The organism is Pseudomonas syringae group sp. J248-6 (assembly GCF_032586995.1).
GTDB classification, from domain to species: domain Bacteria; phylum Pseudomonadota; class Gammaproteobacteria; order Pseudomonadales; family Pseudomonadaceae; genus Aquipseudomonas; species Aquipseudomonas amygdali.
In genome coordinates this window covers 80,262-103,653 of record NZ_JAWHOP010000010.1, presented here as the reverse complement: position 1 = coordinate 103,653, position 23,392 = coordinate 80,262, and the positions used below count along the sequence as shown (strand labels likewise).

Annotated in this window: 24 protein-coding genes; 12 read left to right on the top strand and 12 right to left on the bottom strand. The window is 60.0% G+C overall.

Annotated features, from left to right (window positions below; all coding sequences use genetic code 11):
* Positions 1-105 precede the first annotated feature (105 nt).
* Positions 106-1,458 (top strand): dicarboxylate/amino acid:cation symporter, encoded by a 1,353-nt coding sequence (locus tag RYC17_RS15000; protein ID WP_002554627.1) that lies wholly within the window; start codon positions 106-108, stop codon positions 1,456-1,458.
* Positions 1,459-1,525: 67 nt separating this feature from the next.
* Here the strand turns inward: RYC17_RS15000 and RYC17_RS14995 are convergent, their stop codons facing one another.
* Both RYC17_RS14995 and RYC17_RS14990 read right to left on the bottom strand, forming a co-directional pair.
* Positions 1,526-2,020, bottom strand: coding sequence for a SprT family zinc-dependent metalloprotease (locus RYC17_RS14995; RefSeq protein ID WP_002554626.1), 495 nt, complete (start codon positions 2,018-2,020; stop codon positions 1,526-1,528).
* Positions 2,021-2,023: 3 nt separating this feature from the next.
* On the bottom strand, positions 2,024-2,212 hold the full coding sequence (locus RYC17_RS14990) for a hypothetical protein (RefSeq protein ID WP_147468565.1): 189 nt from the start codon (positions 2,210-2,212) through the stop codon (positions 2,024-2,026).
* A gap of 2 nt (positions 2,213-2,214) precedes the next feature.
* On the opposite strand from RYC17_RS14990, the gene ttcA reads away from it, so the two are divergent.
* Positions 2,215-3,039: a tRNA 2-thiocytidine(32) synthetase TtcA gene (gene ttcA / locus RYC17_RS14985; protein WP_316903623.1), complete on the top strand. Its 825-nt coding sequence runs from the start codon at positions 2,215-2,217 to the stop codon at positions 3,037-3,039.
* A 6-nt stretch (positions 3,040-3,045) separates the two neighbouring features.
* Here ttcA and RYC17_RS14980 read toward each other — a convergent pair whose 3' ends face one another.
* The 3 genes from RYC17_RS14980 to arsC all read right to left on the bottom strand — a co-directional run bounded on the left by RYC17_RS14980 (position 3,046) and on the right by arsC (position 4,775).
* Entirely contained in the window at positions 3,046-3,717 is a 672-nt protein-coding gene (locus RYC17_RS14980) for a DNA-3-methyladenine glycosylase I (protein WP_044343368.1), read from the bottom strand.
* A gap of 102 nt (positions 3,718-3,819) precedes the next feature.
* On the bottom strand, positions 3,820-4,425 hold the full coding sequence (gene wrbA, locus RYC17_RS14975; RefSeq protein ID WP_122281092.1) for an NAD(P)H:quinone oxidoreductase: 606 nt from the start codon (positions 4,423-4,425) through the stop codon (positions 3,820-3,822).
* A complete protein-coding gene (gene arsC / locus RYC17_RS14970) occupies positions 4,422-4,775 on the bottom strand; it encodes an arsenate reductase (glutaredoxin) (protein ID WP_316903654.1) in 354 nt (117 codons plus the stop codon). The genes wrbA and arsC overlap by 4 nt, the downstream gene beginning before the upstream one ends.
* A 129-nt stretch (positions 4,776-4,904) precedes the next feature.
* Here arsC and RYC17_RS14965 point away from each other — a divergent pair, with 129 nt between their 5' ends.
* Entirely contained in the window at positions 4,905-5,372 is a 468-nt protein-coding gene (locus RYC17_RS14965) for a TlpA disulfide reductase family protein (RefSeq protein WP_122258344.1), read from the top strand.
* Positions 5,373-5,882: 510 nt separating this feature from the next.
* On the opposite strand, the gene RYC17_RS14960 is transcribed toward RYC17_RS14965, so the two are convergent.
* The 3 genes from RYC17_RS14960 to RYC17_RS14950 form a co-directional block, all read right to left on the bottom strand.
* Entirely contained in the window at positions 5,883-6,290 is a 408-nt protein-coding gene (locus RYC17_RS14960; protein ID WP_044319347.1) for an META domain-containing protein, read from the bottom strand.
* Positions 6,287-6,724, bottom strand: coding sequence for a hypothetical protein (locus RYC17_RS14955; protein WP_002554619.1), 438 nt, complete (start codon positions 6,722-6,724; stop codon positions 6,287-6,289). The genes RYC17_RS14960 and RYC17_RS14955 overlap by 4 nt, the downstream gene beginning before the upstream one ends.
* Positions 6,725-6,833: 109 nt before the next feature.
* On the bottom strand, positions 6,834-9,587 hold the full coding sequence (locus RYC17_RS14950; protein ID WP_058400179.1) for a response regulator: 2,754 nt from the start codon (positions 9,585-9,587) through the stop codon (positions 6,834-6,836).
* 250 nt (positions 9,588-9,837) lie between these two features.
* Between RYC17_RS14950 and cysM the strand changes: the two genes are divergently transcribed.
* The 5 genes from cysM to RYC17_RS14925 all read left to right on the top strand — a co-directional run bounded on the left by cysM (position 9,838) and on the right by RYC17_RS14925 (position 15,926).
* Positions 9,838-10,740 carry a cysteine synthase CysM gene (gene cysM / locus RYC17_RS14945; protein ID WP_057404435.1) on the top strand — a complete coding sequence of 301 codons (903 nt, stop codon included), beginning with the start codon at positions 9,838-9,840 and terminating at the stop codon, positions 10,738-10,740.
* Positions 10,740-12,095, top strand: a complete 1,356-nt coding sequence (gene rlmD / locus RYC17_RS14940) for a 23S rRNA (uracil(1939)-C(5))-methyltransferase RlmD (protein ID WP_316903619.1) — start codon at positions 10,740-10,742, stop codon at positions 12,093-12,095. Before cysM ends, rlmD begins: the two co-directional genes overlap by 1 nt.
* A gap of 156 nt (positions 12,096-12,251) precedes the next feature.
* The gene (relA, locus tag RYC17_RS14935) at positions 12,252-14,495 is read left to right on the top strand and encodes a GTP diphosphokinase (protein WP_058400182.1); all 2,244 of its coding nucleotides are present in this window, start codon (positions 12,252-12,254) and stop codon (positions 14,493-14,495) included.
* 27 nt (positions 14,496-14,522) lie between these two features.
* Complete coding sequence (gene mazG, locus RYC17_RS14930; RefSeq protein ID WP_058408416.1) at positions 14,523-15,356, top strand: nucleoside triphosphate pyrophosphohydrolase; 834 nt, start codon at positions 14,523-14,525, stop codon at positions 15,354-15,356.
* A gap of 30 nt (positions 15,357-15,386) precedes the next feature.
* Positions 15,387-15,926 carry a DUF2058 domain-containing protein gene (locus RYC17_RS14925; RefSeq protein ID WP_005755227.1) on the top strand — a complete coding sequence of 180 codons (540 nt, stop codon included), beginning with the start codon at positions 15,387-15,389 and terminating at the stop codon, positions 15,924-15,926.
* 83 nt (positions 15,927-16,009) lie between these two features.
* Here the strand turns inward: RYC17_RS14925 and RYC17_RS14920 are convergent, their stop codons facing one another.
* The 4 genes from RYC17_RS14920 to purM form a co-directional block, all read right to left on the bottom strand.
* Positions 16,010-16,189, bottom strand: coding sequence for a hypothetical protein (locus tag RYC17_RS14920; RefSeq protein WP_002554613.1), 180 nt, complete (start codon positions 16,187-16,189; stop codon positions 16,010-16,012).
* A gap of 481 nt (positions 16,190-16,670) precedes the next feature.
* A complete protein-coding gene (locus tag RYC17_RS14915; protein ID WP_002554612.1) occupies positions 16,671-17,384 on the bottom strand; it encodes a DUF3108 domain-containing protein in 714 nt (237 codons plus the stop codon).
* 8 nt (positions 17,385-17,392) lie between these two features.
* A complete protein-coding gene (purN, locus tag RYC17_RS14910) occupies positions 17,393-18,043 on the bottom strand; it encodes a phosphoribosylglycinamide formyltransferase (RefSeq protein WP_122281096.1) in 651 nt (216 codons plus the stop codon).
* A complete protein-coding gene (gene purM / locus RYC17_RS14905) occupies positions 18,043-19,101 on the bottom strand; it encodes a phosphoribosylformylglycinamidine cyclo-ligase (protein WP_002554610.1) in 1,059 nt (352 codons plus the stop codon). The genes purN and purM overlap by 1 nt, the downstream gene beginning before the upstream one ends.
* A gap of 341 nt (positions 19,102-19,442) precedes the next feature.
* Here purM and RYC17_RS14900 point away from each other — a divergent pair, with 341 nt between their 5' ends.
* The 4 genes from RYC17_RS14900 (at position 19,443) to RYC17_RS14885 (ending at position 23,338) form a co-directional block, all read left to right on the top strand.
* Positions 19,443-20,546 (top strand): DUF2066 domain-containing protein, encoded by a 1,104-nt coding sequence (locus RYC17_RS14900; protein ID WP_316903616.1) that lies wholly within the window; start codon positions 19,443-19,445, stop codon positions 20,544-20,546.
* 38 nt (positions 20,547-20,584) lie between these two features.
* Positions 20,585-21,658, top strand: coding sequence for an AI-2E family transporter (locus tag RYC17_RS14895; RefSeq protein WP_316903614.1), 1,074 nt, complete (start codon positions 20,585-20,587; stop codon positions 21,656-21,658).
* Positions 21,659-21,875: 217 nt separating this feature from the next.
* Complete coding sequence (hda, locus tag RYC17_RS14890; RefSeq protein WP_002554607.1) at positions 21,876-22,580, top strand: DnaA regulatory inactivator Hda; 705 nt, start codon at positions 21,876-21,878, stop codon at positions 22,578-22,580.
* Positions 22,574-23,338, top strand: a complete 765-nt coding sequence (locus tag RYC17_RS14885; protein WP_058400187.1) for an NAD-dependent deacylase — start codon at positions 22,574-22,576, stop codon at positions 23,336-23,338. Before hda ends, RYC17_RS14885 begins: the two co-directional genes overlap by 7 nt.
* Positions 23,339-23,392 lie beyond the last annotated feature (54 nt).

The window sequence follows — 23,392 nt, the reverse complement described above, 5'->3', positions numbered from 1 at the left end:
TGCGCAGCTCGACAAAACAAATCCCTCCAGTGCAGGAGGGTTAGCGCTTTATAGGCTCGCGTGCATCAGGTGAAGATGCCGACGACGCCCTTGAGGAAAACTGCAATGACGACTCGTCAGCCCATCTACAAATCCCTCTATTTTCAGGTAATCGTTGCGATTGTCATCGGTATCCTGATCGGTCACTTCTACCCGGACACCGGCAAGGCTCTAAAGCCGCTGGGTGACGGGTTCATCAAACTGATCAAGATGGTTATCGCGCCGATCATCTTCTGTACCGTCGTCAGCGGCATCGCCGGCATGCAGAACATGAAGTCGGTCGGCAAGACCGGCGGTTATGCGCTGCTGTACTTCGAGATCGTTTCGACCATCGCTCTGTTGATCGGTCTGATCGTCGTCAACGTGGTTCAGCCGGGTGCCGGCATGAACATCGACGTCAGCACGCTCGACGCATCCAAGATCGCGGCTTACGTCACTGCCGGTCAGGATCAGAGCATTGTCGGCTTCATCCTCAACGTGATTCCGAACACCATCGTCGGCGCGTTTGCCAACGGCGATATCCTGCAAGTCCTGATGTTCTCGGTGATCTTCGGCTTCGCCCTGCATCGTCTGGGTTCGTACGGCAAGCCGGTTCTGGACTTCATCGATCGCTTCGCCCACGTGATGTTCAACATCATCAACATGATCATGAAGCTGGCGCCCATCGGTGCGTTCGGTGCCATGGCCTTCACCATCGGTGCCTACGGCGTAAGCTCGCTGGTGCAGCTGGGTCAGTTGATGATCTGCTTCTACATCACTTGCGCGCTGTTCGTGGTGCTGGTGCTGGGTGCAATCTGCCGCGCTCACGGTTTCAGCGTCTTCAAGCTGATTCGTTACATCCGTGAAGAGCTGTTGATCGTACTGGGTACTTCCTCGTCGGAATCGGCCCTGCCACGCATGCTGATCAAGATGGAGCGTCTGGGCGCCAAGAAATCTGTCGTGGGTCTGGTTATCCCGACGGGTTACTCGTTCAACCTCGACGGTACGTCTATCTACCTGACCATGGCTGCCGTGTTCATCGCCCAGGCGACCAACACCCACATGGACATCACTCACCAGATCACTCTGTTGCTGGTGTTGCTGCTGTCGTCCAAGGGTGCTGCAGGCGTAACCGGTAGCGGCTTCATCGTTCTGGCTGCAACCCTGTCGGCTGTCGGCCACCTGCCGGTTGCCGGTCTGGCGCTGATTCTGGGTATCGACCGCTTCATGTCCGAAGCCCGCGCCCTGACCAACCTGGTAGGTAACGCTGTTGCTACCGTTGTGGTTGCCAAGTGGGTCGGCGAGCTGGACACCGACAAGCTGCAGTCCGAGCTGACTTCCGGTGGCTCTGCCATCCTGGAAACCCGTCCTGAAGACGACCTCGGCGTTGCCGAAGGCCCGACTCCAGCCGGTGCGGTGAATACCACCAAAACCGTCTGATAACCGTCAGGCGATAAAAAACCCATCTTCGGATGGGTTTTTTTATGCCTGTCGTTTGTCTGGGGAGTTATTCCGTGCGCGTCTCGCCGCTGAACACCAATGGCTCGCGGCAGCGGCGGCACAGGTAGCGCCGGCCCTTGCGAACCATGCTGTGGCGCTGGGCCGTGAACGGAAAGTCGCTGTCCGGGCAAGGGCAGCGGTAGATGTAACGGATCACGCTGCGTCGCTTGACAGCGTAGGTGTGGCAGCGGTTGGGCGGCAGTTCATAAACGCCGCGCATGATCAGCTGCCATTCCTCGCCATGCGGCTGGATGCTGCCGCCAAACAGCTGGTGGGCGATCAGGTGCGCGACTTCATGCGGCACGGTCTGGCGCAGGAAGTCTTCGGCGTTTTCCTTGTAGAGCTGCGGATTGAAGCGCAGCAGGTTTTCGTGCAGGTGAGCGACACCAGCCTTCTGGCCGCGCAACTGGAAACTGACCACCGGGCGTTTGAAGGTGCGCTTGAAGAAGGTTTCTGCTTGTTGGTAACAGGTTTCAACGCGTGAATTGAGTTGGTCGGGCATGCTTTAGGATTCTCCAGTGCGCCAAGTATGCCGCAATGTGGCTACGCTCTGAAAATGCTGGCCGCCCGGTGGTCGTTTTTGATCAAAGGCGATTGCCAGCCTGAACAGCACGCGCGCAGCATATTTAACCAAAGGTCGGTTGTAGGTAAAATGCCCGGCTTTTCTCAAGCTATCGTCAGCGGATATTTCCATAAATGGGCACCCTTTCAGTCAATCAGAACAAACTGCAGAAACGTCTGCGTCGGCTGGCCGGCGAGGCGGTTGCCGACTTCAACATGATCGAAGAGGGTGACAAGGTCATGGTCTGCCTGTCCGGCGGCAAGGACAGTTACACCATGCTCGATGTGCTGATGCACTTGCAGAAAGTCGCGCCGATCAAATTCGACATCGTGGCCGTCAACATGGACCAGAAGCAGCCCGGCTTTCCTGAGCACGTGCTGCCTGCGTATCTGAAAGAGCTGGGTATCGAGTACCACATCGTCGAGAAAGACACCTATTCAGTGGTCAAGGAATTGATTCCTGAAGGCAAGACGACCTGCTCGCTGTGTTCACGGCTGCGTCGTGGCACGCTGTATACCTTCGCTGATGAAATAGGTGCTACCAAGATGGCTCTGGGGCACCATCGCGACGATATCGTCGAGACGTTCTTCCTCAACATGTTTTTCAACGGCTCGCTCAAGGCCATGCCACCCAAGCTGCGGGCCGACGATGGCCGTAACGTGGTGATTCGTCCGTTGGCGTATTGCCATGAAAAGGACATTCAGGCCTATTCGGACCTGAAACAATTTCCGATCATCCCGTGCAACCTCTGCGGCTCTCAGGAGAACCTGCAACGTCAGGTGGTCAAGGACATGCTGACCGACTGGGAGCGCAAGACCCCGGGTCGCACGGAAAGCATCTTCCGCGCCCTGCAGAACGTACAGCCCTCACAACTGGCTGACCGCAACCTGTTCGACTTCAGTAACCTGCGCATCGACGAAACCGCTGCATCGCGGTTCGTCAATGTGGTGAATATCTGACAGCTGTCAGTGGTTGACCGTGAACGCCAGCATGGCTGACAGCTGGCACATCGGCCGACCGCTTTCTGCGTGCCACTGGTTGAAGACGTCCTGCACAATGGCCTGATCGCGTTTGCTGGTGGGCACGCGGTCGACAATATCCTGCGCATTTAGCGCGGCCACCACGTCCCAGGTCGGAATGAAGGTGTCCTTGCCAATCATGCGCAGAAAGCGTGGTGCTGACAGGCCGCCCATCTGGTTGCCGTGTTTGGCCAGGTACTGCCACAAGCCTGTAATGTTATCGACCGGCCACTCGGCGATGAATTTGCCGAAACTGCCGTGCTCCTGTTCGATGTCCAGAACCAGCTGCGCATTGCGCGGCACGCTCTTGAGTTTGCCCAGGTGGCGGATGATGCGCGCATCCTGCATCAGCCGTTCCAGGTGATCAGCACCCATCAGCACGACTTTTTCCGGGTCGAAGCGGAAGAAGACTTCCTCGAACGCCGGCCATTTAGAGTCCACCAGGCTGTGTTTCAGGCCTGCGCGAAAAACGCGCAGGGCCATGGTCGACAGATAGCGGTCGGCGCTGATGGCTTGCAGTTGTTTCGGTGTCTTCGGGGTGGGCAGGTGGGCTTCCAGTGCTTTGGCGGAGCCGAATCGATTCAGGCAATACTCGTTCAGCCATTTGTAGTCTTGCATCGGTTCTCCAAAGAAATTCAACAGGCAGGTCAAGGGTTCAGACCGACCCTTGCGCTGCAAGTTTGCGATTTAACTGAAAGCGTCAGACCACGCCGTGCCGATTCAGCTGCGGGCTGTGTCCAGTTGCAAGGCGGTTTTGGCCAGACGCTGGCCCAGTGCACGGCACAGGTCGGTTTCATGACGGTCCAGCGCGCGCTTGCCGTCGGCTCCGGCGTGATGGCTGGCACCATAAGGCGTGCCACCCCCGGTGGTTTCCAGCAGCGCCGATTCGCTGTAGGGCAGGCCCATGATCAGCATGCCGTGGTGCAGCAGCGGCAGCAGCATCGACATCAACGTGGTTTCTTGGCCACCGTGCAGGCTGGCGGTGGAGGTAAAGACGCCAGCGGGTTTGCCGACCAGTGCGCCGGTCAGCCACAGGTTGCTGGTGCCGTCGAGGAAGTATTTCAGCGGCGCGGCCATGTTGCCGAAGCGCGTCGGGCTGCCCAGCGCCAGACCTGAGCAGTTTTTCAGGTCGTCGAGGGTCGCGTACAGCGCGCCGTTTTCCGGGATCTCGGGGGCGGTCGCTTCGCAGTCGGCGGAAACAGCGGGAACGGTGCGCAGTCGTGCTTCCATGCCGCCCAGTTCGATACCGCGGGCAATCTGCCGGGCCATTTCGCTGGTGGAGCCGTTGCGGCTGTAATAGAGGACCAGAATGTAAGGTGTGCTCACGGCAGCAGCTCCAGGATGTTCTCGGGTGGGCGGCCAATCACAGCCTTGTCGCCAGCGACCAGAATCGGCCGCTCGATCAGTTTGGGGTGCGCGGCCATGGCGGCGATCAGTTGCTCGTCGCTCAGGCTCGGGTCGGCCAGGTTGAGTTGCTTGTAATCATCTTCGCCGGTACGCAGCAGTTGCCGGGCAGTGATGTCCAGCTTGCCGAGCAGGTCACGCAAACGCTCTGCGTCTGGCGGGGTTTCCAGGTACAGGACGATATCGGGCGTCAGGCCGCGGGCCTGAAGCAGTTCCAGCGCGCCGCGGGATTTGCTGCAGCGCGGGTTGTGATACAGCGTCAGATCGGTCATTTGCACGTCGCATCTTGTGTGGGGTGGCGTATTCTAACCAGCGGTGGCACTGTCCGACATATCGAATGGTCAATAGTCGTAGCCTGGATATAAGTGATTGCAGGTTGAACGGGGCGAGGAAGGAAGCAAATGGCAAGGCGATTAACAGCAGCGGTGATACTTTTCGGCAGCTTGCTGCTCAGCGGATGTGGCGTGGACCTGGGCAATGACCAGAACGGCCAGAAGGTGGCCAGTGAGCGAATCAAGGGGCATTGGCTGGTGGTGAACTACTGGGCCGAATGGTGTGGCCCATGCCGTACCGAGGTGCCGGAATTCAACGCATTGTCCGAACAGCTCAAGGACAAGAAGGTCACGGTGCTGGGTGTCAACTTTGACAACCTGCAGGGCGATGAGTTGAAAAGCGCTGCCAACGCACTGGGCATCAAATTCACCGTGCTGGCTCAGGACCCTGCCGAGCAGTACAGCCTGCCGCCCTCCGAGGCGCTGCCGGTGACCTACATCATCGACGACAAGGGCAAGATGCGCGAGCAACTGCTCGGCGAGCAGTCCGCTGCGACCGTGATCCAGAAGCTCAAGACGTTGCGCGGCGAGGGGTGATCGGATCGGTTCTGGACGCTCTGCGCCGCAACGAGGACGCGGAGCGTCCAGAACGGCATGCGACGCGGAGCGCCGCACGATAGTGCAATGCGCGAGCAGTCGGCTGCGGTCCAGGCGTTGCGTAGAACATCGCGCTCTGCGTCGCAAGAGGACGCGGAGCGTCCAGAACGGCATGCGACGCGGAGCGTCGCACGATAGTGCAATGCGCGAGCAGTCGGCTGCGGTCCAGGCGTTGCGCAGAACATCACACGATAGTCGGGATTATCGTTCCCTACGCTCCAGCGTGGGAATGCAGGTCGCGACGCTCTGCGTCGCAAGAGGACGCGGAGCGTCCAGAACGGCATGCGACGCGGAGCGTCGCACGATAGTGAAATGCGAGCAGTCGGCTGCGGTCCAGGCGTTGCGCGGGGCGTCGCAGGATAGTGATCGTTCCCTACGCTCCAGCGTGGGAATGCAGTTCTAGACGCTCTGCGTCGCAAGTTACGCGGAGCTTCGGCACGATAGTTACAATCAGCTATCTTCCAGCCAGAAGCGCAGTGGCTTGCCTTGGGCTGGCCACAGGCGCAGTTGCTCGATGGGCGAGATGTCCCAGCGTTGCACGCTGCTGATGGCTTTGATGAAGCGTTGTTCCTGCTCCATCAGCGCGGGGGCGCACATTTTGCGGGTTTTGCCCACCGGGCCGAAGCTGATGCTGTGGTCGTTCAGCGTATAGGGCGCGAACCAGTGGTTGCAGCCTGCATTGCCATACGCGCGGCCATCGGCACCCAGGGTCATGGTCAGGCGGCTGTTGTCGATCAGCGGACGTTCGCCAATCCATTCCATCACGTAGCTGTGGTCCTGACGGATCGGCAGCGGGTCAGCGGTACAACCGGCCAGCAGCGCGCCGCCGATCAGGCTCAGGAGCGCAAACTGTTTCATGCCGCTTTCTCCTGGCACTTCTTGCAGAGGTGCTTCTCGCCTTCGGTTTTCCAGCCCAGCTCCGCGATGCGCGCGATGGCGGCAGGTTTCTGCGCCTTGACGCCCAGCTTGCTCTCTACCATGAACTCGAAGTTCAGTTCGGCGGCGCAGCTGTCGCAATTCACTTTCCACTGATGAATCGCCAACTCGTCGAACACCGGACCTTTGGCCACTGCAATCCATTGGCCCGGCGGGTTGATCAGGTGCCGGACTTTTTCGACGGTCAGGCGCATGTGCAGGCTTTTGCTGCCTTTGATCGTCACCAGCAACTGGTCGTTGTCATGAATCGAGCCGCCGTTACCGGTGACTTGATAGCGACCGGGTGCCAAAGTGCGGCATTCGGTCAATGTGTGCTGCGGGTTGAGCATGCTGTAGCGAAAATCGTGTTCGACCATGGGTCCTCCAAAATTGCGCGCATCCTATCATGCTCCACGCCTTCAGGATCGGACGCCGGGCACCCGCACCGGCATTGCTGCGCTGGAGTGTGAGGAGCGAGCGGTGCCATCACGCGGTCACCCGTGCCTCGGCTTCCAGACGAATGATGGCTTTGTCCAGATCGTCCAGAGCCGCTTCGGGGTGCGCGGCGTTCTGCTTGAGCAGGGTCTCGGCGCGTTGACAGGCGGTGCGCAGTTGCGGGACGCCGCAGTAGCGCGTTGCGCCGTGCAGACGGTGAATGCGCTCGATCAACGCCTGTACATCCTGGTTGGCCCGCGCCACACGGATGGCCTCGCGATCGGCGGCCAGCGAGGCCAGCAGCATGGCCAGCATGTCGGCGGCGAGGTCCGCCTTGCCCGCAGCCAGGCGCAGCCCTTCCTCATGATCAAGCACCAGCGGCCCGACGTGCCCTTCAGGTGCTTCGTTCTGGCGTTCCGGCGCCGGGTTGCGCAGTGCCAGCCCCGTCCACTTGAGCACCACCTGCGCCAGCTGTCGCTCGCTGATCGGTTTGGTCAGGTAGTCATCCATGCCACTTTGCAGCAGCGAACGTTTTTCATTGGCCATCGCATGGGCGGTAAGCGCCACGATCGGCAGAGAGCTCTGGTTGCGTTCGGCTTCCCAGGCACGAATCGCCTCGGTGGCCTGACGCCCGTCCATACCGGGCATCTGCACGTCCATCAACACCAGATCGAACGCTTCCTGCTGCACCGCATTGACCGCTGCATAGCCGCCCTCGACGGCCACGACTTCTGCGCCCATGTCTTCGAGCAGGGTCTGCACCAGCAGCAGGTTGGCTGGGTTGTCATCCACGCACAGTACCCGCGGCGCGCGGCTCGACAGCGGCGGACCAATGTCGGCGCGGATCGCCCGCGGCGCGATCAGTTCGGACAGCGCTTTTTGCAGTTTTCGGGTGCAGGCGGGTTTGGCTTGTAACTGGGTATAGACATCGTGGACCGCCAACTGGAACAGCGCGTGCTCGGTGGTTGGGCACAGCACCATGACTTTGCAGTTGAGGTTTTCCAGGTCCCAGATGTGCTGGCGCAGCCGTTCCGGGGATATTTCCAGCGCGGTCACGCCGAGTACCGCCAGATCGATAGCCAGCGGGGTCTCGTGCGCCGCCGTCACCCCGTTGAGCAGGTTTTCCAGGTTGTTGAACACGATGGTTTGCAGGCCGCAGTCTTCCAGCTGATGCTCCAGCGCCTGCCGCGCCAGGTCATGGTGTTCAAGCACTGCTGCGCGTAGCCCTCCCAGCGGGATATTGAACGACTCTTCCTTGTCTTCGCGGGCCTTGGGCAGTTTCAGGCTGATCCAGAATTCCGAACCTTCGCCTGGCGTGCTGTCGACACCGATTTCGCCGCCCATCTGTTCGATCAGGCGCTTGGAAATCACCAGGCCCAGACCCGTGCCGCCCGGCTGGCGGGAGAGCGAGTTGTCGGCCTGGCTGAAGGCCTGGAACAGCGCCCGAACATCCTGACTGGACAGGCCGATGCCGGTGTCCTGCACGCTGATGCGCAATTGCGCGTGCTCTTCGGTTTCGTCTTCAAGCATGGCGCGGGCGACGATGGTGCCTTCGCGGGTGAATTTGATCGCGTTGCTGACCAGGTTGGTCAGAATCTGCCGCAGGCGCAGCGGGTCGCCGGACAGCGCCAGTGGCGTATCGCGATACACCAGGCTGACCAGTTCCAGCTGTTTGGCGTGCGCCGCCGGGGCGAGGATGGTCAAGGTGTCCTGCAACAGGTCGCGCAGGTTGAACGGGATGTTATCGAGCACCAGCTTGCCAGCCTCGATTTTCGAAAAGTCGAGAATCTCGTTGATGATGCTCAACAGGTTGTCGGCCGACTTCTCGATGGTGCCCAGGTAGTCGAACTGGCGCGGCGTGAGCTCGCTTTTTTGCAGCAAATGGGTGAAACCCAGAATGCCATTGAGCGGCGTGCGGATTTCGTGGCTCATGTTGGCCAGGAATTCAGACTTGATCCGACTTGCTTCAAGGGCTTCCTTGCGCGCCAGGTCCAGCTCGATGTTCTGGATCTCGATGGTTTCCAGATTCTGCCGTACATCCTCGGTCGCCTGATCGATGCTCAGTTGCAGTTCTTCCTGCGCGTTCTGCAAGGTCGCCGCCATGCGATTGATGCCAGAGGCCAGCTCGTCCAGTTCCCGACTGCCCAGCGGCGGCAGGCGGGTTTCGAGATTGCCGTCTTTGAGCTGCGACACTGCCTGTTTGATCTGGCTCATCGGCCCGTTGATGGTGCGGCTCATGCGTACTGCAAGAGTCGCGGTGCAGGCCAGCCCGGTCAGGATCAGCAGCAGGCTGGCAAACAGGCTTCGATAGCCGCGCAACAGCGTGCCGTTATGGGATATTTCAAGTTCGACCCAGCCCAGCAGGGTGTCGGCTTCGGCCGGAATGATCGGGCTGGTCAGGTGGCGTTGATTGCCGAATACCGGGAGCAAATAACGCGTGGCGTCGGTGCCGGTCGAATTGAGCAACTGCGAGCCGCTGCCGATCGGCGACGGGCTGATCATGGTCGGCCCGGCATGGGCCAGTGGCGTGCGATCGGCATCGAGAAACGACACGGCGCGCACGTCGGTCTGCTCCAGGGTCTGGGTCGCGATGCGGCTCAGCAATATCTTGTCCTTGCGCCCCAATGCGTTGGCGGCCAATGGCGCCAGGTCCTGGGCGATCATTTCGCCGCGTTGCAGCAACTGGCTTTGCAGTTCGCTCAACTGCATCCAGGTGAAATAACCACCGAGCATTGCGGCCATCAGGCTGGCAGGCAAAATAGTCAGTAGCAGCACACGGCCTTTTATACCCAGCTTGGTCAGCACGCTCGTTCTCCGGCAACACGTATCAGTCCGTCGATAACAGGCATCGGCTGCCTGGCTGTATCGGCACAAGGGGTTGAGTTTAGCCATTTACCGTCAGCATGGGCACCTAACTCTCTGTGCAGGACGGGGGCGCAGTGGAAAAATCAGTGTTTATTCTTTTTGGGAATAAGCAGCGCACTTTGCGTGATATGGGCTTTGGCCGTTTGCCGTTATGATAGGCACCCCCCGCAGTCTGGATTGCGAAGACGCCATGACCCTGCAGTATCAAACCATTGCCGATTGCGTCGGCAACACTCCGCTGGTGCGTCTGCAACGCATGGCGGGTAATACCAGCAATACCCTCCTGTTGAAGCTTGAAGGTAATAACCCCGCTGGCTCGGTAAAAGACCGTCCGGCCCTGTCGATGATCACCCGTGCCGAGTTGCGCGGCCAGATCCATCCGGGTGACACGCTGATCGAAGCCACCTCTGGCAATACCGGGATCGCGCTGGCCATGGCCGCAGCGATAAAGGGTTACCGGATGATTCTGATCATGCCGGACAACTCCAGTGCCGAACGCAAGGCCGCAATGACCGCCTACGGTGCCGAGCTGATTTCGGTCAGCAAGGACGAGGGCATGGAAGGTGCCCGTGATCTGGCCGAGCGCATGCAGGCCGAAGGCCGCGGCAAGGTGCTCGATCAATTCGCCAATGGCGACAACCCCGAGGCGCACTATACGTCCACCGGTCCGGAAATCTGGCAGCAGACGGCGGGCACCATCACCCATTTCGTGAGCTCGATGGGCACCACCGGCACCATCATGGGCACCTCGCGCTACCTCAAGGAGCAGAATCCCGAGGTGCAGATCGTCGGTCTGCAACCGATGGAGGGCGCTTCGATCCCCGGCATTCGCCGCTGGCCGCACGAATACCTGCCGAAGATTTACCAGTCGGACCGCGTCGATCGCATTATCGACATGGGCCAGACCGAGGCCGAAGACACCATGCGCCGACTTGCACGTGAAGAAGGCATCTTCTGTGGCGTGTCGTCCGGCGGCTCGGTCGCCGGGGCGTTGCGTATTTCCCAGGAAGTCGAAAACGCCGTGATTGTGGCGATCATCTGTGACCGAGGCGACCGTTACCTGTCGACTGGCGTCTACGATTCGCCCAACTGATGGCCAAGCACGAAAGAGGTTTGCGCTTTCAGCCTGCGGGCGGCGTTAAAACCGTACAGATTCCTGCCGGTAAAAAGCAGCGGCTGACCATCGAGCGGCTGTCCGACGACGGTCGCGGTATCGCTTTTCTCGACGGCAAGACCTGGTTTGTCGCCGGCAGTCTGGCGGGCGAGGAGGTCGAGGCGCGAGTGCTCAATGCGCGCGGCAAGGTCGTCGAGGCGCGCACCGAGCGGGTCTTCACCGCCAGCACCATGCGTCGCGCTCCGGCCTGTGAGTATTTCGGTCGCTGCGGCGGCTGCAGTGTTCAGCATGTGCCCCACGAAGAACAGCTTGCCCTGAAACAGCGCATGCTTGCCGAGCAACTGTTGCGGGTGGCGAACGTGGTGCCGGATGAATGGGCTGCGCCGTTAAGCGGTGCCGAACTGGCCTATCGCCGACGCGCGCGGGTCGCGGTTCGCTGGGATGCCAAGGCCAAAAGGCTAGACGTGGGGTTCCGCGCAGCCGCCAGTCAGGACATCGTCAGCATCGAACACTGTCCGGTGCTGGTACAGGCCTTGCAACCCATCATGAATGAGTTGCCTGGCATGCTGAAAAACTTCAGCAAACCGCAGGCGCTGGGTCACGTCGAGTTGTTCAGTGGGGTTGCGACTGCCGTGTTGTTGCGCCACACCGCGCCGCTTGCCGAGGCCGACCTGACGTTGTTGCAGGCGTTTTGCTCCAAGCACGGCGCGCAGCTGTGGCTGCACGGCGAGGGCGAGCCCCAACCGGCCAGCCCCGGCGATACGCTGGGTTACCGGCTGGAGCCGTGGAACCTGCAACTGGCCTGGCGACCGGGAGATTTCATTCAGGTCAATGCGGCGGTTAACACCGCGATGATCGAGCAGGCTCTGCAATGGCTGGCACCTGCCAAAGATGAACGGGTAATGGACCTGTTTTGCGGTCTGGGCAATTTTGCCTTGCCACTGGCGGGCCTGGCGAAGGAGGTGGTGGCGGTCGAAGGCGTTGCGACCATGGTCGAGCGTGCAGCCGTCAACGCAATGAGTAATGATCTGCACAATGTGCAGTTTTTTCAGGCGGATCTTTCCCAGCCGCTGACACACGCCGACTGGGCGGCGGAAGGGTTTTCTGCGGTACTCTTGGACCCACCGCGTGACGGGGCCTTTGAAGTGGTTCGCCAGATCAGAAAAACGGGTGCCCGGCGACTGCTTTATGTTTCATGCAACCCGGCAACTTTGGCTCGTGACACGGTCGAACTGATCAGTCAGGGCTACCGATTAAAACGTGCCGGAATCCTCGATATGTTTCCACAGACGGCGCATGTCGAGGCGATGGCTTTATTTGAAATGAGTAAGTGAGCAGCGTTCATTGGATCGAGGTCGCTGCTGACAAGGAACCTCATTTAATCCGACTGGCCCGCGAATGCCGGTCCTTGCTTGCCCGGCAAGTGGCATTCGCTCAGAAGGCTGGCGACTGATGGCGCTATTCATCGCGCCGTAGGGAAGGTAAGCAGCATGGTACAGGTGAGAGCGAACCAGCCGATAAACACAGACGGCAGTATCAATCTCGACGCGTGGCTCGATCATATTGTCAGCGTCGACCTGGTCCTGGACCGGGAAGTCATGAAACAGGCCTGTGAATTCGCCCGGCAAGCCGAGCAGAACGACAAGGTCCACAAGAATCACTGGGCAGAGGGCACCTCCAGTTTCCAGACCGGTCTGGAAATCGCGGAGATCCTGGCTGACCTCAAGCTGGATCAGGACTCGCTGGTTGCAGCGGTCATTTACCGCGGCGTGCGCGAAGGCGTCATCCCTTTGCCGGAGGTCGAGCAGCGTTTCGGCGCGACGGTCGCCAAACTGATCGACGGCGTGCTGCGCATGGCCGCGATCAGCGCCAGTCTCAGCCCTCGTCAATCTCTGGTGCTGGGCAGTCAGGCGCAGGTTGAAAACCTGCGCAAGATGCTCGTGGCGATGGTCGACGACGTTCGCGTTGCGCTGATCAAACTGGCCGAGCGTACCTGCGCGATTCGTGCGGTGAAGAACGCCGACGACGAGAAACGCAACCGTGTGGCACGGGAAGTATTCGATATCTACGCGCCGCTGGCCCACCGTCTGGGGATCGGGCACATCAAGTGGGAGCTGGAAGACCTGTCTTTCCGCTACCTGGAGCCTGATCAGTACAAGCAGATCGCCAAGCTGCTGCACGAGCGCCGGCTGGACCGCGAGCGCTTCATCAGCGACGTCATGTCCCAGCTCGACAACGAACTGCAAGCCACCGGCGTGACGGCTGACATCAGTGGCCGAGCCAAACATATCTATTCCATCTGGCGCAAAATGCAGCGCAAAGGCCTGGCATTCAGCCAGATCTATGACGTGCGCGCGTTGCGTGTACTGGTCCCGGAAATGCGCGATTGCTATACCGCTCTGGGCATTGTGCACACCTTGTGGCGACATATTCCCAAAGAGTTCGACGATTACATCGCCAACCCCAAGGAAAACGGCTATCGCTCGCTGCACACCGCCGTGATAGGGCCGGAAGGCAAGGTGCTGGAAGTGCAGATCCGCACCCACGCCATGCATGAAGAGGCCGAACTGGGTGTTTGCGCGCACTGGCGCTATAAGGGCACCGACGTCAAATCCGGCTCCAATCATTACGAAGAGAAGATTTCCTGGCTGCGTCAGGTGCTCGAATGGCATGAAGAGCTGGGTGACATCGGTGGGCTGGCAGACCAGCTGCGGGTTGATATCGAGCCTGACCGCGTCTACGTCTTCACCCCTGACGGCCACGCCATCGACCTGCCCAAGGGCGCGACACCGTTGGACTTTGCCTATCGGGTGCACACCGAAATCGGCCATAACTGCCGTGGTGCGAAGATCAACGGCCGCATCGTACCGCTCAACTACAGCCTGCAGACCGGTGAGCAGGTCGAGATCATCACCAGCAAGCACGGCACGCCGAGCCGCGACTGGCTGAACTCCAACCTGGGTTACATCACTACCTCGCGGGCGCGGGCGAAGATTGTTCACTGGTTCAAATTGCAGGCCCGCGACCAGAACGTTGCTGCCGGTAAAACCCTTATCGAGCGCGAACTGGCGCGTCTGGCATTGCCGCAGGTCGACTTCGACAAGCTGGCGGACAAGGCTAATCACAAGACCGCCGACGACATGTTTGCCGCCCTGGGCGCGGGTGATCTGCGTCTGGCGCAGCTGGTCAACCTGGCTCAGCAGCAGGTTGAACCTGATCGCGTCAATGAACAGCTGGAACTGATCCCGCGCAAGGCTACGGGCTACAAGCCTGGCAAGCGTGGCGATATTCAGATTCAGGGCGTCGGCAACCTGATGACACAGATGGCCGGTTGCTGCCAGCCGCTGCCGGGCGATGCGATCGTCGGTTACATCACCCAGGGCCGTGGCGTCAGCATTCACCGTCAGGATTGCGCTTCGGTGCTGCAACTGGGCGGTCGCGAGCCCGAGCGGATCATTCAGGTCAGTTGGGGGCCGGTGCCGGTGCTCACGTACCCGGTGGACATCATCATCCGCGCGTACGACCGTTCCGGCCTGCTGCGCGACGTCACCCAGGTGCTGCTCAACGAGCGTATCAACGTGCTGGCGGTCAACACCCGTTCGAACAAGGAAGACAACACTGCGCTCATGTCGCTGACCATCGAGATTCCAGGTCTGGACGCGCTGGGGCGGTTGCTGGGGCGTATTTCCCAGTTGCCGAACATCATTGAAACGCGCAGGAACAGGACGCCATAAGCGTTGCCTGCGCTCACAGGGAGCCCCATGCATACAGTTCAAGACCTGCTGAACCTCATGGCCCGGCTGCGTGATCCGCAGTCTGGTTGCCCGTGGGATCTGAAGCAGACCTACGCCAGCATCGTGCCGCATACGCTGGAAGAAGCCTACGAGGTGGCCGATGCCATTGAGCAGGGCGACCTCGACCATCTGAAGGGTGAGCTGGGAGACCTGCTGTTTCAGGTGGTCTTCTATGCTCAGTTGGCCAAGGAAGAAGGCCGGTTTGAATTCGACGACGTCATCGACGGCATTACCCGCAAGTTGTTGCGTCGCCATCCGCACGTGTTTCCGACTGGCGAGCTGTATGCGCCGGCAGAAACGCCGCGCCTGACCGACGAGCAGGTCAACCAGCGTTGGGACGAAATCAAGGCCGAGGAGCGTGCCGAAAAGTCTGGCGCGCCCGAGCAGTTGTCGTTGCTCGATGACGTGCCGGTGGCCTTGCCTGCGTTGAGTCGTGCCGCCAAACTGCAGAAGCGTGCTTCGCAGGTCGGCTTCGACTGGCCTGCAGCGTTGCCGGTGGTCGACAAGGTGCGTGAAGAACTCGATGAAATTCTTGAAGCCATGGTCGACAATGACGCCGAAGGCATTGCCGAGGAAGTCGGCGATTTGCTGTTCAGCGTCGTCAACCTGGCCCGGCACCTTAAAGTCGACCCGGAAACTGCGCTACGCTCGGCTAATAGCAAGTTCGACAGACGCTTCCGATTCATTGAACAGGCATTGCGCCACATCCAGCGTCCTATCGAATCGTGCACGCTCGAAGAAATGGACGCATTGTGGGGCGAAGCCAAACGTCAGGAAAAGAGCACGCCCGGCTGCGGCTGAGTGTGCGGTAACGGTATAAGTGAGTAGACAATGAGCCTTTCCCTTCGCGATCAGTTGCTCAAGGCAGGTCTGGTCAACCAAAAGCAGGCCAAGCAGGTCGGCAAAGAAAAGCAGAAAGAGCAGCGTCTGGTGCACAAGGGTCAGGCTCAGGCCGACGACTCGCAAAAACGTGCGGCTCAGGAAGCCATGGCCGAGAAGGCCAAGCGTGACCAGGAGCTGAACCGCCAGCAGCAGGAGAAGGTCGAGCAGAAGGCCCGCGCCGCTCAGGTCAAACAACTGATCGAAGTGTCGCGCCTGCCCAAGCTGATTACCGAGGATTACTACAACTTCGTTGACGACAAGAAGGTCAAGCGGATCTCGGTCAACGCGCTGGTGCGCAACAAGCTCAGCAGCGGTTCGCTGGCCATTGTTCACCACGGCGGCGGTTACGAGATCATTCCGCGTGAGGCTGCGCTGAAGATCCAGGAGCGCGACCCGCGCCGTATCGTGTTGCTCAACACCCCGACCGAAGCGCCGGATGCTGACGATCCGTACGCTGCGTATCAGGTGCCTGACGACCTGATGTGGTAACTCGCTGACCGGTCAAAACAAAACCCGCATTCAGCGGGTTTTGTCGTTTATTGTTCTGGGGTTTTCTGGTTCAGGGAAGTTGCTTAGTGGTTGCCCTGGCTTTCCAGTGCTTCCAGCTCTTCCTTGTAGCGTAGAGCATCGGACTCTACGTGAAACATGCCTACAAGTTGGTCCTGTTGATGCACGTCCCAGATCTGGATGCCGTCGGCAACGGCTTCGTGAGAGAGGTGGGCGTCGTCGCGTTCAGTAACTCTGACAGTCATAGTAGTAAGCTCCTGACTTTGATGGCCTGAGTGGTTAGGCCTCTGGATACTGCGGCGATGTGTCGCAGGACTCTTTTATAGAATTTGTTAGCTCCCTAAGTAAATAGCCTGTTCAGGTTCCCGAGCGATCAAAAAATGGTCGTTCGCCTACAGCCCTTGCATGGCGAGGCCTGTAGCGTGGAAACGGCAAGGTGAAGGATTTTTCATGTGCCTTTAGCGGTGCAGAAAGTTGACGCGGAGCGTCAAGAACGGCATTCCCACGCGGAGCGTAGGGAACGATAGGTGTCCTTATTGCGCGAGGTTCGGCGTCGGCATTTCCACGCGGAGTGTAGGGCGCGCTAGGTGTCCTGGAGAGCACCGCCACTATCGTGCGACGCTCTGCGTCGGCATGCCGTTCTGGACGCTCTGCGTCCTCTTGTTTGCAGCCAATAAAAAGCCCCGCTAATAAGCGGGGCTCGGTGCTACGGGGCGGTCAGGGCAATCAGCTGCCTTTGACAGCCTTGCCGTTCACGGTGCCGTCGAGCAGCACGATGTTGTATTCCTTGCCGTCGGTTTCGACCTGTTGCAGGCGCACGAGCAGGTAATCCCAGTCCTTGGCAAACCACAGCACGGTGGTGCGCTTGCTTTGTGTCGGGTCACGTACGCGCTCGACCTTGATCGCATCGACCTGGCCAGTCTTGGTGGTAACCTTTTCCGAGCCCAGTACGCGGAAGTCGTAGGTGTCTACTTCATCACCGTCGACCACCTGGTAGCTCATGCTCTTCTTGCCATCAGCGATGTCGTGTTGCAACGCCAGCTGATACGTGGACTTGTCGAGGATGCCACGGTTGAGCGGCAGCTTGATCGCATCGCCACGGTCGGTGCCGGTGACGAACTTGGTATTCCAGTCGAACGCCAGATCAACCTTCTTGGATTTGCCCAGGCCGCTGCGCTCGAAGCTGTAGGTCTGTGGCAGCAAGGTTTCCTTGTCGACCTTCAGTGTGCTGACTTCCGTCAGGCTGGCAATCATCATCGAGGCCTTGAAGCTCAGGGTCCAGGTGCCATTGGCACCGGCTTCCAGGCTGCGTTCAGCCGTGCCGCTCATGGGCAGCTGTTTCCAGTCGGCGGTGTAGCTGGCGGAGAAGGGTTGAAGTTCTGCGGCCTGTACGGCAGGCAATGCGAGCAGAGCGAAAGCGAAGAGCAGAGCGCGACGCATAATATCTCCTAATGTCGAATCAGATGGCCGCTGGCCGGGAGTAACTGGCTATCCAGTAACGCACCTTGTTCACCAAGGCTCAGTCGGCCCTCGGCAAACCAGCGAATGGCCAGTGGGTAAATACGGTGCTCTTGAACATGAACCCGTTGCGCGAGCGTTGTGGGCGTGTCGTGCAACTGTACCGAAATAACTGCCTGTACGACCAGTGGGCCGCCATCGAGTTCCTCGGTGACGAAATGCACGCTGCAGCCATGCTCGGTGTCACCAGCTTCCAGCGCACGCTTGTGCGTGTGCAAGCCTTTATACCGCGGCAGCAGGGAAGGGTGAATATTCAGAAGGCGGCCATGGAAGTGGCGCACGAAGCCTGCGCTGAGAATGCGCATGAATCCGGCCAGTACCACCAACTGTGGCTGGAAAGTGTCGATCAGTTCGATCAGTGCTGCATCGAAGGCTTCACGGCCTTCATAGGCAGTGTGATCCAGCACGCAGGCTTCGATGCCTGCGTCCCTGGCGCGTTGCAGGCCGAACGCATCTGCGCGGTTGGAAATCACCGCGCGGATGCGGACCGGGCTGGCCCCGTCCTTGAAGCTGTCGATCATCGCTTGCAGGTTGCCGCCGGTGCCGGACAGCAGCACCACGACATCGCAGGTGGCTGGCATCAATGCGCCTTGAGGTTTTTCAGCTCGACTTGTGCTGCACCTTCGGCAGCGGTGGCGATCTGACCGATCACCCATGGCTGCTCGCCAGCTTCGCGCAGAACCTTCAGCGCGGCTTCAACGTGTTCCTGAGCAACGCAGATAACCATGCCGACGCCGCAGTTCAGCACGCGGTGCATTTCGTTTTCAGCGACGTTGCCTTGCTGCTGCAGCCAGTCGAACACGGCCGGACGCTGCCAGCTGGCGACGTCGACAACGGCCTGAGCGCCTTGCGGCAGAACACGCGGGATGTTGTCGAGCAGGCCGCCACCGGTGATGTGGGCCATGGCCTTGACCGCGCCGGTTTCCTTGATCAGCTTGAGCAGCGGCTTGACGTAGATGCGGGTGGGCGCCATCAGCAGCTCGGTCAATGGCTTGCCGTCCAGCTGGATGCTTTCGATATCGGCACCGGCCACTTCGATGATCTTGCGGATCAGCGAATAACCGTTGGAGTGCGGGCCGGACGATGGCAGGGCGAGCAGGGCATCACCGGCAGCGACTTTCGAACCGTCGATGATCTCGGCCTTTTCCACGACGCCGACGCAGAAGCCAGCCAGATCGTAGTCTTCGCCTTCGTACATGCCCGGCATTTCAGCGGTTTCGCCGCCGACCAGCGAGCAGCCAGCCAGTTCGCAGCCAGCACCGATGCCGGTGACGACCTGGGCAGCGGTGTCGACGTTCAGCTTGCCGGTGGCGTAGTAATCGAGGAAGAACAGCGGCTCTGCACCGCAGACCACCAGGTCATTGACGCACATGGCGACCAGATCGATGCCGATGGTGTCGTGCTTGTTCAGGTTCAGGGCCAGACGCAGCTTGGTACCCACGCCGTCGGTGCCGGAAACCAGGACCGGTTGCTTGTAGCCGGCCGGGATTTCGCAGAGGGCGCCGAAGCCTCCCAGGCCGCCCATGACTTCCGGACGCTTGGTGCGCTTGGCGACGCTCTTGATGCGTTCGACCAATGCTTCACCGGCGTCGATGTCTACACCGGCGTCTTTATAGCTCAGGGAGGGTTGCTTGCTCATAGAAAATCCAGGCCTTTAGGGGGGATTCGGAGGTATCGACCGCTGCGTTGGGACCCGTTCAGCACCGCGCTGTCATGCGGTGGTAATGTTGGGCCGTGGCGATTGCCGGTCTGCGAAGGCGCGCGATTTTATCAGGCTTGCTCCCCAGGGGCCATCCTTGCGCCGACAACAGGGCGGTGTTGCGCCAAATAAACCTGATCCGGCGCCTCCCGTCAGTGCGAGTGCCGCCGTTTAAGGTGTACTTTATGCGCAAATTGAATGATTGGTGGTTCAAGGCTGTCCCAGACTTGTACACCTCCTGAAACAGCTTCTTTTTACTTTTTTCCGTTCGGGAACTGTCCATGCGTTTTTCCAGAGTTCTTCTAGTCGGCTGTCTGTCCCTGATCAGCCTCCCCAGTCTTGCCGAAACGGTCAGCAACCTTTATCAGGTCCGCGAGCCGGTTGCTGGCCAGTCGCCCGATGAGCGCACACGGGCCACCCAGGCCGCGGTCGAAACGCTGGTGCTGCGCCTGACCGGTGACGCCAAGGCCGCGCAGGGTTCGGCCATCGCCGCGCTGCGCAAAGATCCGCAACAAATCATCAGCCAGTACGGCTATGAGGCCGGTCCGCCGGAAACCCTGCTGGTGGACTTCGATCCGGCGAGCACAGACCGTGCGTTGCGTGATGCCGGCCTGTCGATCTGGGGCAGCAATCGCCCGTCGATCCTCGGCTGGTGGCTGAACGACTCGGTGGAAGGCTCGAATCTGGTCGGTGACGGTCAGGCTGCCGCCGAACCGCTACGCCGCGCTGCGCAACACCGTGGCTTGCCGCTGCGTCTGCCGCTGGCGGATTTGAGCGAGCAGGGCATCGGTAACGCCAAGACACTGGAAGGCACTGATGCCGCGCCGCTCAAGGAAGCTTCCGAGCGTTACGGTGCCGACGCGATACTGGCGGTGCACGCCAAGGAAGACGCAGGCCAGTGGCAGGGCAAATGGCGCTTGTGGCTGGGCGATCAGCGCGAGCAGGGCACCGCGACCGGGGCTAGTTCCGAAGCGTTGGCGGACGCTGTGCTGCTGTCGGTCAGCCAGCGTCTGGCCCCACGTTTTGTCGCCAAGCCCGGTGCCTCGACGGGCCTGTTGGTGCAGGTTCAGGGCATGACACTGGAGCGCTATGCACAACTGCTTCAGTTACTTGATCCGTTCGGCGTGCGTCTGAGTTCTGTCGACGGCGATAAAGTGGTGTTTGAGGTCAGTGGCAGCACCGATCAGCTACGCTCGCAGTTGTCGCTGGCCAAATTGCAGGAAGTGCCCGCAGCCGAGGCAGCCGCTGCCGCAACGCCGCCTGCTGCGCCTGTCGATGCGACTGCGCCGGTTGCGCCAGCCAATGGAGCTGCTGCTGTTCCGGCACCTGCGTCCGCACCGATGATTGTTCCGGCGTCCGCGCCACAGCTTTATTTCCGCTGGTAATCCGGCAAAGCGCTTTTCCATTGGGTTGAGGGATGTTGATGACTGATACACGGCGTTGGTTCTGGATCGGCGGCCTGGCCTTGCTGGTCGCATTCGTGGTGCTGTTGCACACGATCCTCACCCCTTTTCTGGTAGCGCTGCTGCTGGCCTACATGGGCGATCCGCTGGTGGATCGTCTGGAGCGCGCCGGGCTGTCCAGAACCTTGAGCGTGGTGGCGGTGTTCGGTCTGTTCACGCTGGTGCTGATGGCTTTGCTGCTGGTGCTGGTGCCGATGCTGGCCAAGCAGTTGTTTCGTCTCTATGAGCTGGCCCCGCAGATCCTCGACTGGCTGCAACACTCGGCGTTGCCGTGGGTGCAGGCCAAGTTCGGGCTGGCAGACGGGTTCTGGAAGTTCGACAAGATCAAGGCAGCCATCTCCGAACACATGGGGCAGGCCGGGGATATCGTCTCTGTGGTGCTGTCCCAGGCTACGGCGTCGAGCCTGGCGCTGATCGGCTGGCTGACCAATCTGGTGCTGATTCCGGTGGTGTGTTTCTACCTGTTGCGTGACTGGGACATCATGACCGGCAAGATCCGCGGTCTGCTGCCACGTCAGCGTGAAGGTCAAATCGTCAAGCTGGCGGGCGAGTGCCACGAGGTGCTGGGCGCGTTCATACGCGGGCAGTTGCTGGTCATGGTCGGTCTCGGGGTGATCTACGCGGCCGGTCTGATGCTGGTCGGGCTGGAACTGGGCCTGTTGATCGGGGTGATCGCCGGTCTGGCTGCCATCGTGCCTTATATGGGCTTTGTGATCGGCATTGGCTCGGCACTGGTCGCCGGGTTGTTCCAGTTTGGTGGTGACCTGTACCCGATGATGGGCATCGTTGCCGTATTCATGATCGGTCAGGCCCTCGAAGGGATGGTGCTCACGCCATTGCTGGTAGGGGATCGCATCGGTCTGCACCCGGTGGCGGTGATCTTCGCGATTCTGGCGGGTGGCGAGCTGTTCGGCTTTACCGGCATTCTGCTGGCATTGCCGGTCGCTGCGGTGATCATGGTGCTGGTGCGCCACATGCATGACATTTATAAAGACTCGGAAATCTATGCAGGTGCGGAAGATCCCGAGCTGTAAGGGCATCGCACGCCTCTTCACTGCCCGGTGAAGAGGCTTGTACAGGCAATGCATGCATTACGTCAAAACGCCCTTTCTCGACCCGCGCTTTACGCACCCTGACGCAAACCTTTGATTTTGCTTGAGGTCTGTCGCATTGTGCGACCCGCTTCACGGGTATAAACTTTGCGCTCTTTACACAGAGGCCCTTGACGGTTTGCATGAGCCGTTAGTCAGCATGAAACCGATTCAGCTGCCCCTGAGTGTGCGTCTGCGTGATGACGCCACTTTCGTCAATTACTATCCAGGCGCCAATGCCGCTGCACTCGGCTATGTCGAGCGGCTGTGCGAAGCCGACGCTGGCTGGACGGAAAGCCTCATCTATCTATGGGGCAAGGATGGAGTAGGGCGCACGCACCTGCTTCAGGCTGCGTGCCTGCGTTTCGAGCAACTGGGCGAACCTGCGGTGTATCTGCCGCTTGCCGAAGTCATCGATGAAGGTATCGAGCTGTTCGACCATCTTGAACAGTACGAACTGGTATGTCTGGATGACCTGCAAGCCATTGTCGGCAAGCCGGAGTGGGAAGAAGCCCTGTTTCACCTGTTCAACCGTTTGCGTGACAGCGGGCGTCGTCTGCTCATTGCAGCGTCCAAATCGCCCCGCGAACTGCCAGTCAAACTCCCCGATCTGAAATCCCGTCTGACCATGGCCCTGGTATTCCAGATGCGCGGGCTGTCCGACGAAGACAAGCTGCGTGCGCTGCAACTGCGTGCATCACGCCGCGGCCTGCACCTGACCGATGAGGTAGGTCATTTCATTCTGACGCGTGGTACGCGCAGCATGAGCGCGCTGTTCGAATTGCTTGAGCGCCTTGATCAGGCGTCACTCCAGGAAAAGCGCAAGCTTACCATTCCCTTCCTTAAAGAGACGCTGGGGTGGTAGATCAGGCGCTGTTGATGCAAACGGCGGCAGCCTTGCGCCATGCACAACGGATTCTGGTGATCACCGGGGCAGGCCTGTCGGCTGATTCGGGCTTGCCGACCTATCGCGGCGTCGGCGGGCTCTACAACGGCAAGACCGACGACGGCCTGCCTATAGAAATGGCCCTGTCCGGGCCCATGCTGCGCCGTGACCCCGAGCTGTGCTGGAAATACATCGCCGAGCTGGGCAGGGCGTGTCTGGGTGGCGAGCCGAATATCGCGCATTACGCCATCGCCCAGTTGCAGCGCATCAAGCCCGAGTGCTGGGTGCTGACCCAGAACGTCGACGGCTATCATCGCGCCGCCGGCAGCCCGCCGGAGCGCCTGATCGAAATTCACGGGCAACTCTCGCCACTGTTTTGCCAATCCTGTGGTGCTGAAGATCCGCAATTGAGTGAGCACTTGCAGCGTCCTTTGCCCCCTTTATGCCCGGCATGTAGTGGCGTTATGCGACCGCCCGTCGTTCTTTTTCAGGAAATGCTCCCTGAAAGAGCACTGGAAACACTGTATGAGCAACTGGCTAAAGGCTATGACGCAGTCCTGAGTATCGGTACCACGGCAAGCTTCCCCTACATTCATGAACCGGTCATTCGCACCAGAGTTTCCGGGGGTTTTACGGCGGAAATCAATCCGCAGCCGACCGATCACAGCGCGCAGATGGACGTCTTTTTGCAGTGCCGCGCAGCACATGTCATGGCGGAACTCATAAGTCACATCTAGTTCGATTGAATTTGCAAATCACCTTCATAAAAGGCATAGTCTCGCCATCTTAAC